The sequence below is a fragment of the Pseudomonas sp. S2_H01 genome, from assembly GCF_054668305.1.
The window spans coordinates 4,660,331-4,678,493 of the sequence record NZ_CP162756.1; the positions used below are offsets into that span (position 1 = coordinate 4,660,331).

The 18,163-nt window shown below is 62.0% G+C and carries 10 protein-coding genes (1 of these 10 only partly in view); 8 read left to right on the forward strand and 2 right to left on the reverse strand.

Going from position 1 to position 18,163, the window contains the following annotated elements:
* The 5 genes from AB4N84_RS20810 to AB4N84_RS20830 all read left to right on the forward strand — a co-directional run.
* Positions 1-5,770: the 3' portion of a non-ribosomal peptide synthase/polyketide synthase gene (locus AB4N84_RS20810; RefSeq protein ID WP_460042944.1), read on the forward strand. The gene continues 10,421 nt to the left of window position 1, outside the view; the window shows 5,770 of its 16,191 coding nt (coding positions 10,422-16,191); its start codon lies beyond the left edge, outside the window; its stop codon occupies positions 5,768-5,770.
* On the forward strand, positions 5,763-7,172 hold the full coding sequence (locus AB4N84_RS20815) for a diaminobutyrate--2-oxoglutarate transaminase (RefSeq protein WP_460042945.1): 1,410 nt from the start codon (positions 5,763-5,765) through the stop codon (positions 7,170-7,172). Before AB4N84_RS20810 ends, AB4N84_RS20815 begins: the two co-directional genes overlap by 8 nt.
* Positions 7,173-7,416: 244 nt before the next feature.
* Positions 7,417-9,540, forward strand: coding sequence for a TonB-dependent siderophore receptor (locus AB4N84_RS20820; protein ID WP_460047077.1), 2,124 nt, complete (start codon positions 7,417-7,419; stop codon positions 9,538-9,540).
* 1,026 nt (positions 9,541-10,566) lie between these two features.
* A complete protein-coding gene (locus tag AB4N84_RS20825) occupies positions 10,567-11,046 on the forward strand; it encodes a VOC family protein (RefSeq protein WP_074749447.1) in 480 nt (159 codons plus the stop codon).
* A 181-nt stretch (positions 11,047-11,227) separates the two neighbouring features.
* Complete coding sequence (locus tag AB4N84_RS20830) at positions 11,228-12,241, forward strand: GlxA family transcriptional regulator (RefSeq protein ID WP_244165766.1); 1,014 nt, start codon at positions 11,228-11,230, stop codon at positions 12,239-12,241.
* Positions 12,242-12,423: 182 nt separating this feature from the next.
* Here AB4N84_RS20830 and AB4N84_RS20835 read toward each other — a convergent pair whose 3' ends face one another.
* Complete coding sequence (locus AB4N84_RS20835) at positions 12,424-13,335, reverse strand: LysR family transcriptional regulator (RefSeq protein ID WP_460042946.1); 912 nt, start codon at positions 13,333-13,335, stop codon at positions 12,424-12,426.
* Positions 13,336-13,445: 110 nt separating this feature from the next.
* Here AB4N84_RS20835 and AB4N84_RS20840 point away from each other — a divergent pair, with 110 nt between their 5' ends.
* The 3 genes from AB4N84_RS20840 (at position 13,446) to AB4N84_RS20850 (ending at position 16,490) form a co-directional block, all read left to right on the forward strand.
* Positions 13,446-14,570, forward strand: a complete 1,125-nt coding sequence (locus AB4N84_RS20840) for an alkene reductase (protein ID WP_460042947.1) — start codon at positions 13,446-13,448, stop codon at positions 14,568-14,570.
* Complete coding sequence (locus AB4N84_RS20845) at positions 14,558-15,100, forward strand: ester cyclase (RefSeq protein WP_460042948.1); 543 nt, start codon at positions 14,558-14,560, stop codon at positions 15,098-15,100. Before AB4N84_RS20840 ends, AB4N84_RS20845 begins: the two co-directional genes overlap by 13 nt.
* 694 nt (positions 15,101-15,794) lie before the next feature.
* Entirely contained in the window at positions 15,795-16,490 is a 696-nt protein-coding gene (locus tag AB4N84_RS20850; RefSeq protein WP_460042949.1) for a tRNA (adenine(22)-N(1))-methyltransferase, read from the forward strand.
* 31 nt (positions 16,491-16,521) lie between these two features.
* Here the strand turns inward: AB4N84_RS20850 and AB4N84_RS20855 are convergent, their stop codons facing one another.
* The gene (locus tag AB4N84_RS20855) at positions 16,522-18,060 is read right to left on the reverse strand and encodes a sensor histidine kinase (RefSeq protein ID WP_460042950.1); all 1,539 of its coding nucleotides are present in this window, start codon (positions 18,058-18,060) and stop codon (positions 16,522-16,524) included.
* Between the last annotated feature and the right edge of the window lie 103 nt (positions 18,061-18,163).

An 18,163-nucleotide genomic window follows, 5' to 3' on the forward strand; every position in this document is an offset into this window, starting at 1 on the left:
ATCGGCGCTGCTGGATCACCCTGCGGTCAGCGAAGCGGTCGTGATCGCTCGCGAACTCAGCACCGGCATGCAGCTGGTGGGTTATCTGGTCGCCACTGATTTCGACGAAGAACAGCTGCGTACCCAGTTGAAACAACGCCTGCCGGATTACATCGTGCCGGCGCATCTGGTGACGCTGGACGCCTTCCCGCTGTCGGCCAACGGCAAACTGGACCGCAAGGCGCTGCCGGAACCACAACTGCAACTACGTGCGTTCGAAGCACCACAGGCAGGCGTGGAAAGCGAACTCGCCGCGTTGTGGCGAGACCTGCTGGGCTTAAAGCAGGTGGGTCGTCAAGACAACTTCTTCGAGCTGGGCGGGCATTCACTGCTGGGTATTCAACTCGTGGCGCAGATCCGTCGCGACCTCAAGCTCGAATTGCCGTTGCGTGCGTTGTTCGAGGCGCCGGTGTTGGCCAGCCTGGCGCATTACCTCGACACACGCGCAGAGCGGGCAGCGATGCCGGTGTTGTTGCCGCGCCGCGAGGGTGAGTTTGCGCCGCAGTCGTTCGCGCAACAGCGCCTGTGGTTCCTCGCACAACTGGAGCCGGAGAGCACGGCGTATAACCTGCCCTGCGTACTGAGCCTCAGTGGCGCGTTGCAGATCGACGCCTTGCAACGCAGCTTCGATGCGCTATCCGCACGGCATGAAAGCCTGCGCACCTGCTTCCTTCCTGGCGAGTCAGGGGTTCCACAGCAGCACACTCTGTCGGTTGGCAGCGTCAGCATCGCTCGCCACGACCTGCGCCAGAGCGCTACGCCCGATGAAGATTTCACCGCACTGGCCCATGGCTTCATGAATCAGCCTTTCGACCTCGATGCCGAGCGTGCGCCGTGGCGTGTGGGCCTGGCGCGGGTGGGGGAAAGCGAGTGGCGTCTGCTGCTGTGCATGCACCACATCATCTCCGATGGCTGGTCGGTGCAGGTGATGCTCGAAGACTTCGCGAAGCTGTATCGCGCCTTCTCTCAAGGGGACGACGCGCAGTTGCCGACCCTGAGCGTGCAGTACGCGGACTACGCCGCCTGGCAGCGTGAATACCTGACCGGGCGTGAACGCGAGCGGCAGTTGAACTGGTGGCGCGCGGCGCTGGGTGACGAACAGCCGGTGCTGGAGTTGCCGGCAGACCGCTCGCGTCCGGCCGAGCGCGATGGCAAGGGTGCACGCCATGCGTTCGTGCTGCCGCAGGACTTGGCCGACAAGCTGCGTCATACCGCGCGCGCCCATGACGCCACGTTATTCATGCTGTTCCTGGCCGCGTTCGACACCCTGTTGTACCGCCTCAGCGGCCAGCGCGATCTGCGCATCGGCGTGCCGGTGGCGGGACGTGCCGAGGTCCAGACACAAGGTTTGATCGGCTTCTTCGTCAACACGCTGGTGCTGCGGGCCCAGGTCAGCGGGGATCAGCCGTTTACCGAATTGCTGGCGCAGGTGAAAGACAACCTGCTGGGCGCCCATGCCCATCAGGACCTGCCGTTCGAGCAGTTGGTGGAAGCCCTGCAACCGGCGCGCAGCCTCAGCGTCAACCCGCTGTTCCAGGTCAGCTACAACCACCAGCAGCAGCCGGACATGTCGCTGCTGCAATTCGACGGCCTGGCCATCGAAGCGCAACAGTGGGACATCAAGGGGGCGCAGTTCGACCTGGTGCTCGGCACCTTCGAGCATCAGGACGGTCGCATCAGCGGCCATCTGGATTACGCCACCGACCTGTTCGATGCCTCGACGGTTGGGCGTCTGTACGGGCAACTGCTGACCGTGCTGAACGCTGTTTGCGCGCAACCGCACACCGCCATCGGTGATTTGCCGCTGCTCAGTGAAGCCGACCTCGTTGCGCTGGATCAGTGGAATACAGCGCCGTTCTCGCCTTATGCCGATCGCCCGATTCACGCACTGATCGCCGACCATGCGCGCCTGCGTCCCGACGCCATCGCGTTGGTGCATGGCGAACAACGCCTGACGTTTGCCGAGTTCAACCGCCGTGCCAACCAGCTCGCCCACGCCCTGCGCGCGCGCGGCATCGGCACCGAAGTGCGGGTGGCGATTGCCATGGAGCGCGGTATCGATCTGTGGCTGTCGTTCTTTGCGGTACTCAAAGCCGGTGGCGCCTACATTCCGCTGGACCCGGATTACCCGACCGAACGCCTGCGCTACATGCTCGAGGATGGCGGCGTGAAGCTGCTGATCTCCCACGATGCCGCGCTAAACCGTGTGCCGGTGGGCGACGTGCCGCTGCTCAATCTGGATCAACTGGACGTTTCCTGCGAGCCGGAAACCGCGCCGGACGTGTTGATTCATCCGCAGCAACTCGCCTACCTGATCTACACCTCGGGTTCGACCGGCAAACCGAAAGGCGCGGCCATCGCTCACGGCGACATCTCGATGCACATCCAGACCATTGGCGAGCGTTACGGCTTCACGCCGGAGGACCGGAAGTTCCACTTCCTCTCGATCAGCTTCGACGGCGCTCACGAAGGCTGGATGATGCCGATGTGTTACGGCGCCCGCGTGGTGATCCGTGATCAAGAGCTGTGGAGCGTCGAGCAAACCTACGACACGCTGATTCGAGAAGGCATCACCGTCGCCTCGTTCCCGCCGAGTTACCTGCGTCAGCTGTCGGACTGGGCGGGCGTGCAAGGTAAAGGGCCGGGGGTGAAAACCTACTGCTTTGCCGGTGAAGCGTTCAGCCGCGAGATGCTGCGTGACGTGATTCGCAATTTGCAGCCACTGTGGATCATCAACGGTTATGGCCCCACGGAAACCGTGGTCACGCCGACCCTGTGGCTGGCGTCTTCGGAAGCCGCCGACTTCAACACCGCGTACGCGCCAATCGGTGATCTGGTGGGTGATCGTCAGGGTTACGTGATGGACGCCGATCTGAACCCGCTGCCGCAAGGCATTGCCGGCGAGTTGTACCTGGGCGGCGCGGTGGCGCGGGGTTACCTGGACCGCCCAGGCGCGACGGCCGAGCGTTTCCTGCCGCACCCGTTCCGTGCCGGTGAGCGGATCTATCGCAGTGGTGACCGCGTACGGCTGAACAGCGAAGGGTTGCTGGAATACCTGGGACGTATCGACCACCAGATCAAGATTCGCGGCTTCCGCATCGAGGCCGGTGAGATCGAAGCAGCGCTGAAAGGCTGCGAGGGCGTGCGCGAGGCGTTGGTGATCGTCCGGGATGTCGACTCGCTCAACGGCAGGGGCAAACGCCTGCTGGGTTATGTCGGTGGCAATGATCTGAGTGAAGACAGCCTGAAACAGCAACTGGCAACCACGCTGCCGGAATACATGGTGCCGCATCACATCATCGTCATGGCGCGCCTGCCGCAACTGCCGAACGGCAAACTGGACCGCAACGCGTTGCCGGATCCGCAGGTCAGCGGCCAGCAGTTCGAAGCACCTCAGGGTGAGCGTGAACAGCAGTTGGCCAACGTCTGGCAACAACTGCTGGGTGTAGCGAGCATTGGTCGCTCGGACAGCTTCTTCGAACTGGGCGGGGATTCGATTCAATCGCTGGCGGTCATCACCCGTCTGCGTCAGGCCGGTCTGAAACTGATGCCCAAAGACGTTTTCAGCCATCCACGGTTGAAGGACCTGGCGTTGCGTCTGACCGTGGTCGAAACCGGTGCTGAAGCGGTCATTGATGAGGCCCCACGGGGCGAAGTGGCGCTGACACCGATTCAGGCGCATTTCTTCGAACAGCCCATGACCAACCGCGCACACTTCAACCAGGCGTTGCTGCTGGACGTGCAGCGCGCGGTGGAAGCGCCGTTGCTGGCGCGGGCGCTGGAGGCGGTAGTGCGTCATCACGACGGCCTGAACCTGAGCTTCCGCGCACGGGATGAAGGGCGGTGGCAGCAGGCGTATCGCCAGACGTCCGCGAGCGACAGCCTGTGGGTGCGGGATGTGGCGGATGACGTTGCGCTGGTCGCGCTGTGCGAGCAGGCGCAACGCAGTCTCGACCTGGAAAACGGTCCATTGCTGCGGCTGGTGCTGACGCAGATGCCACAGGGTCAACGTCTGCTGTTGGTCGCCCATCACCTGGTGGTTGACGGCGTGTCCTGGCGGGTTCTGCTCGAAGACCTGGCGCGCGCCTATGCGCAGTTGTCGTCCGACGGCCCGGTGAATCTGGGGCGGAAGTCCAGCAGTTATCAACGCTGGGCACAGCACCTGGTGCAGGCCGCGCAGGCCCCGGAGCGTCAAGCCGAGGCCACGCAATGGCGGGAACTGATCGGTCACGCAGACACTGATGCATGGCCGGTTGACGACGCAAACGGTCGGGCGACTCAACAGGACCTTGAGCAATGCGAACTGCTGCTGGACGCCGGGCAGACCCATCGTTTGTTGCGTGAAGCGCCGGCGGCGCTGAATGCGCGGATGGATGAAATCCTGTTGGCAGCACTGGCCCAGGCGCTGAGCGGCTGGACCGGACGGCCCGATCACCTCGTCGCGCTGGAGGGTCACGGTCGTGAGGCCTTGTCCGACGGGCTGGACGTGGGTCGCACCGTGGGTTGGTTCACCAGCCTGTTCCCGGTGCGGGTCAAGGCTGCGGGCACGATCAGACACACCGTCGAGCAGGTTCGGGAGACGGTTCGCGCACTGCCGGACAAGGGCGTCAGCTTCGGGCTGCTGCGTTATCTGGGCAACGATGCGGTGCGTCAGTCACTCGCGGCATTGCCGGAACCGAAGGTGGTGTTCAACTACCTCGGCCAGTTCGATCAGGACTTGGGCGATGGACGTTTTGCGCCGTCCGGCGTGTCCGCCGGGGCGCTGGTCGATCCTGCCACACCGCTCAATCGCGAGCTGGAAATCAACGGACAGGTGTTCGCCGGGCAACTGGGCCTGACCTTCCGTTTCAGCGGTCAGCGTTATCGGCGCCCGACCATCGAGCGCTTGCAAGCGGCCTATCTTGTGGCTCTGACGCAATTGCTGGATGGACTGCCAGCGGCGCAATCGGCGGCCGCTGCGGCTCAGCCGGTCAACAGCCATGGCGCACCGAATCCGCTGATTCGCTTGAGCAGCGGCGCCAGCGACAAGCCGCCGGTGTTCTGCGTGCATCCGGTCAGCGGCACGGTGGTGGGTTATTACGCCCTGGCGCGTCGGCTGTCCACGCAGTGGGACGTGTGGGGTATCCAGAACCGTCAGGTGCTCGACGGTCAGTGGCGCGACCGTTCGATCGAACAGATGGCCCGCGACTACGTGAAAGCCTTGCTGGAGCAGCAACCGTCCGGGACGTATCGCCTGATCGGCTGGTCGATGGGCGGCACGATGGTGCTGGAAATGGCCCGGTTGCTCACCCGTCTGGGCAAGCGCGTAGCCTTTGTCGGCCTGATTGACGGCTATGTGCCCGGCGCCGGCCAGCCGCGCCCTGCGGTGGCGGATACCCGGCCGGTCGACCCTGCTGCCGACGATGCTGACGGCGAGGGCGATGAGCACTGGCAACAGTTGCTTGGCGTCGAGCGACACCTGCGCCAACTCGCCAACCAATGCCGGGACATTCACCCCTCAGGCGTGCCTGTGTATGCCTGGTGGGCGGAGCGCTCCCCGGAAAATAACGATAACGCACCGGCTCTTCTGGAGCAGGGCATGGGCAGTCGCTTGCAGGTTTCAGCCTGGATCGACGCCGACCACCTTTCGATTGTCCGTGATCAGCCGTTCATTACCCAACTGGCCGAGGCCCTCGCGCAGGTCAACGAACGACCTCAGTCACACGATTTCCAGGAGCAGGAATATGCATAGCCAACACAACGTGACGCCGATTGCCGAGCTGACCCCCGATGCGGCACTGGCCCATGCAGACTACCGGTTTGCGCCGACCGCGCGGCTGGACCGTCAGGCGGCGGTGGAGTCCAACGCTCGCAGCTACCCGCGGCGCATTCCGCTGGAGCTCAAGCGGGCACAAGGCATTCATGTGCAGGACAGCGAGGGGCGCTGGTTCATCGATTGCCTGGCAGGCGCCGGTACGCTGGCGTTGGGGCACAACCACCCCGAGGTGGTGCAGGCAATGAGGGATCTGCTCGACGGGCAGCGTCCATTGCACACCCTGGACCTGATGACCGAGGCCAAGGACGCGTTCATCAACGAACTGTTCGCGCTGCTGCCGCCGGAGTTCGCCAGGGATGCACGCATTCAGTTCTGCGGCCCGGCGGGCACCGACGCGGTGGAAGCGGCGATGAAACTGGTGCGCACGGCCACCGGGCGCAGCAACATGATGGCCTTCCATGGCGCCTATCACGGCATGACCCAGGGTGCTTTGGGCCTGATGGGCAACCTGGGACCCAAGGCGTACCTGGGCGGCCTGGCCTCCAGCGCGCAGTTCTTGCCGTTCCCGTACGACTATCGCTGCCCGTTTGGTGTGGGCGGTGAAGCAGGCGAGCGCATCGGTCTGCACTACATTGAAAACCAGCTGACCGACCCGGAAAGCGGGGTCATGCCGCCTGCCGGGATGATCCTTGAGCCCGTACAAGGAGAAGGCGGCGTGGTGCCGACGTCGGCCCACTGGCTGCGCGAAGTGCGCCGTATCACACGCGACGCCGGCGTTCCGCTGATTCTCGACGAAATCCAGTGCGGCGTGGCGCGCACCGGCAAACCGTTCGCGTTCCAGCACGCCGGCATCGTGCCCGACGTGCTCGTGCTGTCCAAGGCGATTGGTGGCAGCCAGCCGATGGCCGTGGTGGTGTACAACAAATCACTGGATGTCTGGAAACCGGGCTCTCACGCCGGAACATTCCGGGGCAACCAACTGGCCATGGTGGCGGGCTCTACCACGCTGCGCATCGTCCGCGAACAGCAACTCGATCAGCACGCGGCGGCCATGGGCGAACGTCTGACCCAGCACCTGCGCGCCCTGCAAAAAGACTGTCCGCAGATGGGCGATGTGCGCGGCATGGGCTTGATGCTGGGCGTGGAAATGGTCGATCCGGAAGGGCGTCCAGACGTGCTGGGTCACTTCCCGCAAAGTGGCGTGCTGGCGTCGAGCATTCAGCGCCAATGCCTGCAACGCGGACTGATCATCGAAGTGGGGGGCCGTCACTCCAGCGTCATCCGCTTCCTGCCGCCTTTGATCGTCACCGCAGCCCAGATCGACCAGATCGCCGAGATCTTCAGCGCCGCTGTTTCCGCCGCCGTCAACACGCGTTAATCCCCCCGACCTGTATCAGCGAAGTGACAAGGGATGGCACTTCGATTTTATTTTGAATGACAATGGTAACGAGAATGTTTCTCTGTTACATTTTCACGCTTTTTTTACATTTGTAAGCACTGCGCAGGGGCTCAGGCCCCGGGTCATTTCAAAGGGAGGGGGAGTTCGGATGGCGAGCAACAAGAACAAACAATTCAAGGTGAATGCCTTGGCAGCACTGGTGGCCACAGTCGCCTGTCACGGCATGGCATGGGCAGAGGATGCCCCCGCCAAGCCTGCAAAAGGCTCCGCGATTCAGTTGCAGAATTCGGTGATCACCGGGGAGTCACTGGCGGTTGAACCCGACGTTGGTTACCAGGCCAAGAACAGCACAGCGGGCACGAAAACCAGCACTCCATTATCTGAAACACCGCGTTCTGTATCGGTGGTGACACGTCAGCGCATTCAGGATCAGGGTTCGCAGACCCTCACCGATATCCTGGGTTATGTGCCCGGCATCTTCGCCCCGCCGTTTGCAGTGGGTGATGGCCTGGCGGGGGACCTGTTCTCCATTCGCGGCTACAACGCCACCGACTACGGCTACGGCCTGCTCAAGGATGGCCTGCGTCTGCAAGGCAACCGTTACGACACCACCACCGAGCCGTATGGCCTGGAACGCACCGAAGTGTTCCGGGGGCCGAGCTCGATCCTGTACGGCGAAAACGCCCCGGGCGGTTTGGTTAACCTGGTCAGCAAACGCCCGACCGAAACGGCACAGGGCGAAGCCAGGTTCTCTTACGGCAGCAACAACCGTCGCCAACTGGGCCTGGACGTGTCTGGTCCTCTGACCGACGACAACCGCATTCTGGGTCGTGTGGTGATGCTGGGCCGCAACGCCGACACGCAGGTGGACTCGGTGCCGGACGATCGCCTGTACATCGCGCCGTCCATGACCTTCAACTTCGACGAAGACACCTCGCTCACGTTGCTGTCGACTTACCAGCGCGACCGTACCCAGCTGCTGCTCGGTTATCCGGCCGCGGGGACCTTGCTGAACAACGTCAATGGCAAGATCGGCAAGGACCAGTACAACGGCAACCCGAACTGGGATGACTTCGAGCGCGAAGCCTGGAGCCTGGGTTACGAGTTCAGCCATCAGATCAACGATACGTGGCAGTTCCGCCAGAACTCGCGTTTCATGCAGTCACGGATCGACCGCCATGAAACCTGGCCGAACAACCTGAACAACGCCGGTTTCGGCAGCATCCTGACCAGCACCGCGTATGACCGTGACAACAAGTCCCTGGCGTACTCGCTGGACAACCAGTTTGAAGGTCACTTCACCTCCGGCGCGCTGGAAAACACCGTGTTGCTGGGTGCGAGCTACGACCGTACCTCGTTCAACCAGGACTGGGCGGCGGGCAACGGCGGTACGTACAACGCCTTCAACCCGGTGTTCCCGGCCGGGAATCCGCGGATGATCGCGACGATCCAGAACTCGCAGCTGGACCAACAGATGTACGGCCTGTACAGCCAGTTGCAGAGCAAGTACGACAACTGGATCTTCCTCTTGGGCGGCCGTCAGGACTTCGTCAATAGCAAATACCGTAACCGTGCGGGCACGACCAGTGGTTTGGCCGATCTGGATGGCTGGGATCACCGTTTCAGCTGGCAGACCGGTCTGATGTACCAGTTCGAAAACGGCATTTCGCCTTACGTCAGCTACTCGACGGCGTTCACGCCGGTGCAGCAGTCTTCGCAACCCAACGGCGAACTGCTCGACCCGATCCTCAGCCACCAGTATGAAGCGGGTCTGAAGTTTGAGCCGGCTGGCTGGAATACCACTTTCAGCGCCGCTGTCTTTCAGCTGACCAAGACCCATGACGTGGTGGCAGGCAGCAATGGCTTCAGCCGTCAGGTGGGCGAGAGCGAGTCGAAAGGCATCGAGCTGGAGGCCAACAGCGATATCACCAAAAACCTCAGCCTGACGGCGTCTTACACCTATACCGACGCGCGCGTGACCAAGGATGCGCCGGGATCGTTGGTGGAAGATCACCAGTTGACCGGGATTCCGCGTAACCAGGCCTCCGGTTGGGCGACCTATCGTTTCCTCGATGGCCCGCTGAGCGGTGTCCGTCTGGGAGGTGGTGTGCGTTATTTCGACAATACCTTTGCGTACACCTCACCGACCTTGTACGGCAAGTTGAAAACCGGCGATGTGACGCTGGTGGATGCGTTGGTGGGGTATGACATCGATAAGCACTGGTCGGTGGATGTGAACGCGAAGAACCTGTTCGACAAGGAGTACGTCAGTGGTTGCAACAATGCGGGTCGTTGTTACTGGGGTGAGGAGCGTACGGTGATGGGGACGGTTGCGTTTCGCTGGTAACGTTTGAGTTTTAGTGGTTTGGAAGGGGCAGACAGGGTCAACGTGTCTGCTCTTTTTTATGGCCGGGATTTGGGCGGAGATGGCCGGCTTGAGATGTACGCAGGTCTCTGTAGGCGCAATCGGAGGTTACGACGGTCGCGAAGGCGGTCTTTCTGATTTTTCTGATTGACGGGTTGGAGCGGGATTTGTGTGTATCCGTGATGTGCGGTGGCGCTGATTGAGTCTGGCTAACGCCAGACCTGTTTCGCCTTCGGCGAGTTACTTGAAAGGACCCCAAGTAACCAAGGGTCCTATGCTCCTGGTTGGGCCCGACTTCGTCGGGTTCCTTCACTTCGGCGACGCTCCGTGGGCCCGCCGCCATCGGCCATCCATGGCCGGGGGCGGCTCTCGCGGCATCCATGCCGCTCGGCCCACTCCGCATCGCCTGCGTTCAGCCTGCACCCAAGTCGCGTTGGGTGGTGTCTGGGCTGCTGCGGTACGAAGATCAGGATCAGGATCAAGATCAAGATCAAGATCAAGATCAACGGTGCGAGGCGTTTTTTGCGATTGGGTGCTTCGTGCTGATTGTTCCCACGCTCCGCGTGGTAACACGTTCAATGACGCTCTGCGTCATCCTGGATGTGGCGCATGCTCAGGCTTTGCGGCCTTCAAGAAACGGATGGACATCACTGGTTTGAGAACCATTGATCGCCCACAGGAGTGAAGTCTGACGACGGCTTTTTGTGCCACACCACCTGCCACTGTGGGAGTGAGCTTGCTCACGAAGGCTGAGTGTCAGGCACTGGCGCTGTATTGGCTATCCCCCCGACGGAGCACCGCTCTGCTTTTGATTCTGGCGCAGCCGTAGCGTCCGGGGTGGCGCGCCACCGTGTCCCGCGATCTGCCGGGAACGGGCAGCAAATCCTGAGCATGCGGTTTACCGGATACGGACCCGGCTGCCGCAAACCTGAGGAAGACATCCGTGGCAGGCAGGTCGATGTCACCCGTCTAAACTCAGCGCTCCACCCCAAACGCTGGAGAGCTGACATGGTCGCGAAGAATACAATCTGTCTCTGGTACGAAGGCGACGCCGAAAAGGCGGCGAACTTTTATGCGAAGACGTTCCCTGACAGTGCCGTCACCGCTGTTCATTCCGCGCCCGGGGATTACCCGTCGGGCAAGGAGGGCGATGTGATTACGGTTGAGTTCACGGTCATGGGTATCCCCTGCATCGGGCTGAACGGCGGGCCGGTGTTCAAGCACAATGAGGCGTTTTCCTTTCAGGTCGCGACGGACGATCAGGCGGAAACGGATCGCTTCTGGGACGCGATTGTCGGCAATGGCGGAGAGGCCAGCGTCTGCGGTTGGTGCAAGGACAAATGGGGCATCTCGTGGCAGATCACCCCGCGTGTGCTGACCGAGGCGATCGCCCACCCTGACCGGGCCGCGGCGAAGCGAGCGTTCAACGCGATGATGGGCATGACCCGGATTGACGTGGCCGCCATCGAAGCCGCGCTCAAGGGATAACAGCGCTTTCTGTCACACGCCATCACTTTGAGATAACCTCGGGGCCCCCTTGCATACGGATGGTCAGGTTTGCCTGAGGCGAGTGCGACAGGCTTCGCTCAGCGAGCCCGACTCAGGGCAGTAAGGGCACGTGTGAGAGTCCCACAAAAACGATCGTTGGAAAAAACAGGCGGGGCGAACGTTGAGCGAGAGAAGAGAGTTCAGCGGCGGTATGAAGGGCAAGAACCTTCGCTATCTGGAAGAGCATCGGCGGCTGCCGTGTACGCACACGCGGACGGGTTTTCTGTTGCTCGAACACTTCTCGCTCCCGGCCTTCACCCAGGCGCTGGACACCATCGTCACCGCCAATCTACTGCGCCCCGGGCTATTTTCTTCCCGAACGTTCGGCTTGCAGGACGGCGAGGTCATCAGTGATCTGGGGCTGGTCATCCGGCCTGATGCCCGCCTTGAACTGCCCGCGCTCAAAGACCTTGATCTGCTGGTGATCTGTGGTGGCTATCGCACGGAACTCAAAGCCGATGACGCACTGATCACGCTGCTGATCACCGCCTCCGACCTGGGCATCACCCTGGCCGGGTTATGGAACGGGGCGTGGTTTCTCGGCGCGGCGGGCCTGCTTGAGGGCTACCGTTGCGCGATTCACCCCGAGCACCGTCCCGCACTGGCCGAGATCTCCAAAGTCACTCACGTGACCAGCGAGCCGTTTGTGGTGGACCGCAACCGGCTCACGGCGTCCAGTCCTTCGGGTGCGTTCCACATGGCCTTGGAATGGATCAAAGGCCTGCACGACAAGGCGTTGGTCGAAGGCATCGAAGACATCCTGTCGTTCGAGGAATCACGCTATCGGCGCATCAAGCCGAGCCGGCACATTTCGGTCAGCGCACCGCTCAAGGAAGTCGTCAAACTGATGGACGCCAACCTTGAAGAACCGCTGGAAATGGACCAGCTGGCGGTCTACGCAGGGCGCTCACGCCGGCAGATCGAGCGTCTGTTCAAGGAGCAGTTGGGCACCACGCCGCAGCGTTATTACCTGGAGCTGCGCATCACCGAAGCACGGCGGCTGCTGCAACACACCGAGCTCTCCCAGGTCGAAGTCCTCGTCGCCTGCGGCTTCGTTTCCCCCAGCCACTTCAGCAAGTGCTACAGCGCCTATTTCGGCTACCGGCCTTCCAAGGAAACGCGGCTGGTGAAGTGAGGCTGGCAAGGCCAATCTCAGGTTTAGGCGTCTAGTCCAACCCCCGGTATTGGGCGAACTTCAACGGTAATCCCCGCGCTGAAAAAGACCGAGCGCTGGAAGTCGCTGCTTTCATGGCGTGTGTCGGCTTTTTCATCAATGCCGCTGGCCTTCACACGGTTGAGGAGGGCATTACAGGCCGCCTAAAGCGCCATGTCCCGCGACGCCTGTTCGAATCGCTCGCGCAGAAAGTCCAGCAGGGCCCGTACCCGAGGGGCCAGGTAGCGACTGCGGGGATACAGCGCATGCACCGGCGCCTCGGCGGTTTGCCAGTCTGGCATCACCAGGCTCAAGCGACCGGCGGCGAGGTCGGCGCTGACGTCCCAGATCGATTTCAGGGCGATGCCGTGTCCATCGATTGCCCATTGCCGAGCCAGCGAGCCGTCGTTGGTTTCCCGTGCCGCCTCCATCGGCACTTTGAACAGTATTACCTCCTCCCCCCGTTGCAGACGCCATTCGCTGGACCAGCCTGATTGACCAGCGACGATGTGGTCAAAATCTGCCAGTTGGTCGGGGTGCTTGGGTGTGCCTCTGCGCTGCAGATACTCCGGTGCGGCGCACAGCACGCGGCGATTGGCCGCCAACGGCCGTGCGATCAGCGAGCTGTCAGGCGGCACGCCGAAGCGAATCACCAGATCGACCTCGTCGGCGATCAGGTGGGACAACGAGTCCGACAGGTGCAGCGCAGGCACGACCTGCGGATACAGGGCGGTAAAGGCGTCCAGCCAGGGGTTGAGCACGTGGCGGCCGAAATCCGAGGTCGCGGAGATTCGAATCTTGCCGCGAATCTCTTTCTTCTCGGCGGACAGTGCCGCACGGGCATCGTCCAGCGCCTGCAACGCCGGGCGGCAATGTTGCAGATAAAGCCGGCCTTCATCGGTCAGCCTCAACTGACGCGTGGTGCGCTCGAACAGCCGCGTGGAGAGTGAGGCTTCGAGCTTGAGCAGACGCGCGCTGGCAGCGGCGGGGGACAGCCCCAGTTTGCGACCGGCTGCCGAAAGGCCACCGAGTTGGGCCGCTTCGACGAACAGGCGAATGGCTTCGAGGTTGTCCATGATTCTTCCGCTATTTTTGAAAATCCATCAAAGATTAGCCCAATTATCAAACGCGGTCCTCCACCGCAGACTGAGCCCATTCCCTTTCACTGGCTCAGGAAACCCTCACCATGACGACTCCAGCGACCTTGTTTACCCCCATCGCGTTCGCAGGCCTCAATGCACCGCACCGCGTGGTGATGGCGCCCATGACCCGCGCGCGTAGCACTCAACCCGGCGACATTCCCAACGCGCTGAACGCGCAGTACTACGCTCAGCGCGCGTCGGCGGCGTTGATCGTGACCGAGGCGTCGCAGATTTCCCCGCAGGGCAAGGGATACTCTTTCACCCCCGGCATCCATAATGACGCGCAACAGGAAGGCTGGCGCGGGGTGACCGAGGCCGTGCACGCCGAGGGCGGCCGCATCTTCCTGCAACTGTGGCACGTGGGGCGCATGTCCCATCCTGACTTCCATGGCGGAGCGTTGCCCGTGGCGCCCTCCGCAGAGCCGTTCGAAGGGCAGATCTGGAAGGTCGACCCGGTGACCGGGCAGGGTGCGATGGTGGACTCGCCGACGCCTCGGGCGTTGAGCCGGGCCGAGATTGCGCAGATTGTCGATGACTTCCGTCAAGCCGCACGCCGGGCCATGCTCGCCGGATTTGACGGCGTCGAGGTCCATGGCGCCAATGGCTATCTGATCGATCAGTTCCTGCGCACCACGTCCAACACGCGGACCGACGAATACGGTGGCTCACGCAGCAATCGCCTGCGTTTTTTGCGGGAAGTGGTCGATGCGGTCAGTGATGAAATCGGCGCCGAACGCACAGCCATTCGCCTGGCGCCGTTCCTGACCGCCCGTGGCATGGACTGCCCGGACATTCTTCCGACGATCCTTGAAGCCGCCGAGTACCTGCAAGGGAAGGGCATCGGTTATCTGCACCTGGTCGAAGCCGATTGGGACGACGCGCCAGTGTTTACCGAGTCATTCCGCCAGGCGATTCGCGAGCGCTTCACCGGCCCGATCATCGTGGCCGGCAACTACGACAAGGCCCGTGCCGAGTGGGTCATCGCCCAGGGTTATGCCGACCTGGTGGCGTTCGGCAGACCGTTTGTGGGCAATCCCGACTTGCCGGCCCGCCTGGAGCAGGACCTGCCGTTGACACCGCTCGATCCGGCCACCTTGTTCGGCGGGACGGCTCGGGGCTACAGCGATTACCCCGTCGCTCGAACAGGAGAAGCCTCATGCGCTCGTTGATCACTGGCCTGCTGGCAGTCGCCATCACCGCCACCGTACTCACCCGGCCTGCCGTTGCCGCCGAGCCGGTCCTGATCACCCCGAAGGTGCTGATCACCGACCCAGGCACAACGCCGGAGCAGCTTCAGGCGCAAACCCTCGCAGCCCGCCGTTACGCGACGTTCTGGTCGTCGGGTGACCCGGCGCTGGCCCGCGAAGCGCTGGCGCCCGACTTCATGGACCGGGCCTTGCCGCCAGGCCGCGCACAAGGCATCGCCGGACCGCTGGCCGCGTCCATCGCCTTCCACTCTGCAGTACCGGACCTGAACTGCGAGGTGCAACAGATGATCGTCAGTGGCGACCGGGTGGTTTCGCACTTGCGTTTCACCGGGCATTTCACCGGAACGTTCAACGGCGTGAAGGGACAAGGGCAGGCGGTGAACTTCATCGCGACCGACATCTACCGCATCGCCGATGGGCGGATCGCCGAAAACTGGCATCTGGAAGACAACCTCACGTTCCTGCAGCAGATCGGCGTTATCGCCCGTTAACCTCCAGGCGTCTGCTGGCGAAGGTGTTGGTTCAGAGATATCACCGTTGACTGATCCACCGCTTTCGTCCGACTGCGGCCCATGCCCTCGTAACCTCCGACGTCTCCTACACGGACCGAGTAGACCGAGATGTCATGCCCGCCGCATAACCTGTAGGAGCTGCTGGAGGTTACGACAGTGGCGAATGCGGTGGGGCAGTAACATCACCGGTGACTGATCCACCGCATTCGCTGCCGTCGTAACCTCCGACGTCTCCCACAGTGTTCGCGTCGCTCCGAAGACTTGAGCACGACGCTGATACTGTATGAACTCACGAATGCGGTGTGGCAGTAACATCACCGGTGACTGATCCACCGCATTCGTCCGACTGCGGCCCATACCGTCGTAACCTCCGACGTCTCCTACACGGACCGAGTAGACCGAGATGTCATGCCCGCCGCAAAACCTGTAGGAGCTGCTGGAGGTTACGACAGTGGCGAAGGCGTCGGGTCAGGCACGGCGACAGACACTGACCCACCGCAATCGTCCGGAATACGGCCCAACCCTCATAACCACAGTGGCTGCCTCGACGCATGTGCCTTGAGTCGGGCCGAGGGATTACTGAGCAAAACATTTGAATTGCCCGGCATTGCCCGACAGAATCGCGCCCGGCCGGCCAAGGTGCCGGCGGTTCAGGGTGAGGAAGGAGCGACAGTTGAACGAACACACATTGTCCAGGCGCCTGGAGCACGTCGCAGCGCGGGTCCCGGCCGGGGCGCGGCTGGCGGACATCGGCTCGGACCACGGCTACTTGCCGGTCGCGCTCATGCGTCGTGGGGTGATCGAGTATGCGGTTGCGGGTGAGGTGGCGATGACGCCGTTCCGCGCGGCCGAGCGTACCGTGCGTGGGAACGATTTGGGCGACCGCATGACCGTGCGCCTGGCCAACGGCCTCGAGGCGATTAAACCCGAGGACGATATCACGGCCATCAGCTTTTGCGGCATGGGCGGGGAAACCATTCGCGACATTCTCGACAGCGGCAAAGCGTACCTGACGGGTCGTGAGCGTCTGATCATGCAACCCAACGGCGGCGAGCAGCCGCTTCGCCAATGGTTGATGGAAAACGACTACCGCATCCTCTTCGAAGAAGTGCTGCGGGAAAATCGCTTCGACTACGAAATCATCGTCGCCGAGCGCAGCGGCCCTGTGGTGTACACCGCAGAAGAACTGTATTTCGGTCCGCTGCAGATACAGGAACGCAGTGACGCCTTTCTCGCCAAATGGCAGCGCAGGCTCAAGCAGAAAGAGAAGACCCTGAATCAGTTCGCACGCGCACGCCAGAACGTACCCGACGCCAAGGTGCAAGCGCTGGTCCAGCAGGTGCAGTGGATCACCGAGTTGCTGGGCTGAGCGCGATCACAGAGGACGGCCTCCTTACGGATCACTGTGGACCTTTAACCTGAGGCATCGAAAAGAAGAACGAGGCGCCAGTGGGCGAGTTTCGTGCCCAGATCTTTCCGTCGTGAAAATCGATGATAGACCGACAGATAGACAAGCCCATCCCCAGCCCGCTATCCCGGGTCGTGAAGAATGGCGTGAACAGCGACGGCAACACATCGTCACGTATTCCAGGCCCACCGTCACTGACCTCAACGATGACTTCACACGGCGTGACGAAGGTCTGAACGCACAGCTGACGGCGGTGCTGTTCGACCCCGCTCATGGCCTGGCATGCGTTGATCAGCAGGTTGATAAGGACCTGTTGCAGTTGTATCCGGTCTGCAAATACCCAAGGGTTTTCTGCAGCCAAGTCCATGCGCGGGCTGATATGGTGATGGGTCATTTCATACTGCACCACACAGAGTGTTTCCCGGACGATATCGTTGATGGGTTCGTGTCGACGTATCGGGTCACTTTTGCGTGACAGCGCCCTGACGCGACTGATGACTTCACTGGCCCGGCGTGCGCTGTCGTTGATCTGCCGTAATCCGCGCATGACCTCGGGGATATCCGGCTGCGGACGATCCAGCCAGCGGCGACAACCATCGGCGCTGCTGTTGATGGCAGTCAGGGGCTGGTTGACTTCATGTGCGATCGACGCGGTGAGTTCACCCAAGGTGGTAACCCTGCAGATGTGGGTCAACTGGGCCTGGGTTCGGTACAGCATCTCCTCGGCCTGCATTCTTTCGGTGATGTCCATCACGGCACCCAGATATTCGAAGCGGTCGTCCTGAACAAACAACACAGTGGCGACCATGTGCACATGCTTGATGCGCCCGTCCGGCATGAGCAGCCGGTGGCGTACTTCAATCTGTGGCTCACGCTGCGCTGCCCGGTTGAACACATCGTGGATCAGTGCGTGATCTTCTATCGGTGTACGCGCCAGGATCATTGACTTCGACACGGGCATCTCGACCGGGTACTCAAAGATTCGCGCGCTTTCCGCCGACCACGCCATCCGTTCGGTGAGGCCGCTGAACGTGACACTGCCGGTCTGGCTCAAGCACTGAGCTCCCGTCAGATAAATCTGATGCTGGCGAAGATCGTCTGCGGCCTGTTTGGCGCGCGTTGCCAGAAAACCGATGGCGGACAAGGCCGTCAGGCAACGCACGAAACTGGTGAAAGAGTCCCAGTCCTGATAACCGTGGTCGACGAAAAACATGACGACGATGGTTGCCATGCACATCAGCGAAACGCCTATCACGATGCGCAACGTGAACACATTGGCGGCCATCAGCAATAACGTCACATAGATGACTGTGGCCGCGATGTCGCGGTGGTGCGCGGCCGTGCTTATCACGGCGATGCCTGCCGTCACCACAAGGCCAATGGCCCAGACCAGCCACGTTTCGTAGCGGCGTTTGCTGAGGCAGATCAACGGCCGCGGGATCAGGTTGCCGGTGCTGTCTGGGGTTGGCGAAGACTTGAACAAATTGAAGTCCTGTCGTTTGCGCTTGCTCGAAGACTCGGTATCACTCATTACGCTGCGCTGTCCCTTTCGGTGAGGCCATCGACACGGAAAAAGCCTGGCACGCAAACAACGCTGGCCAGGCCTAAACAGATGCGGCTCGAAGGGTGTGCCG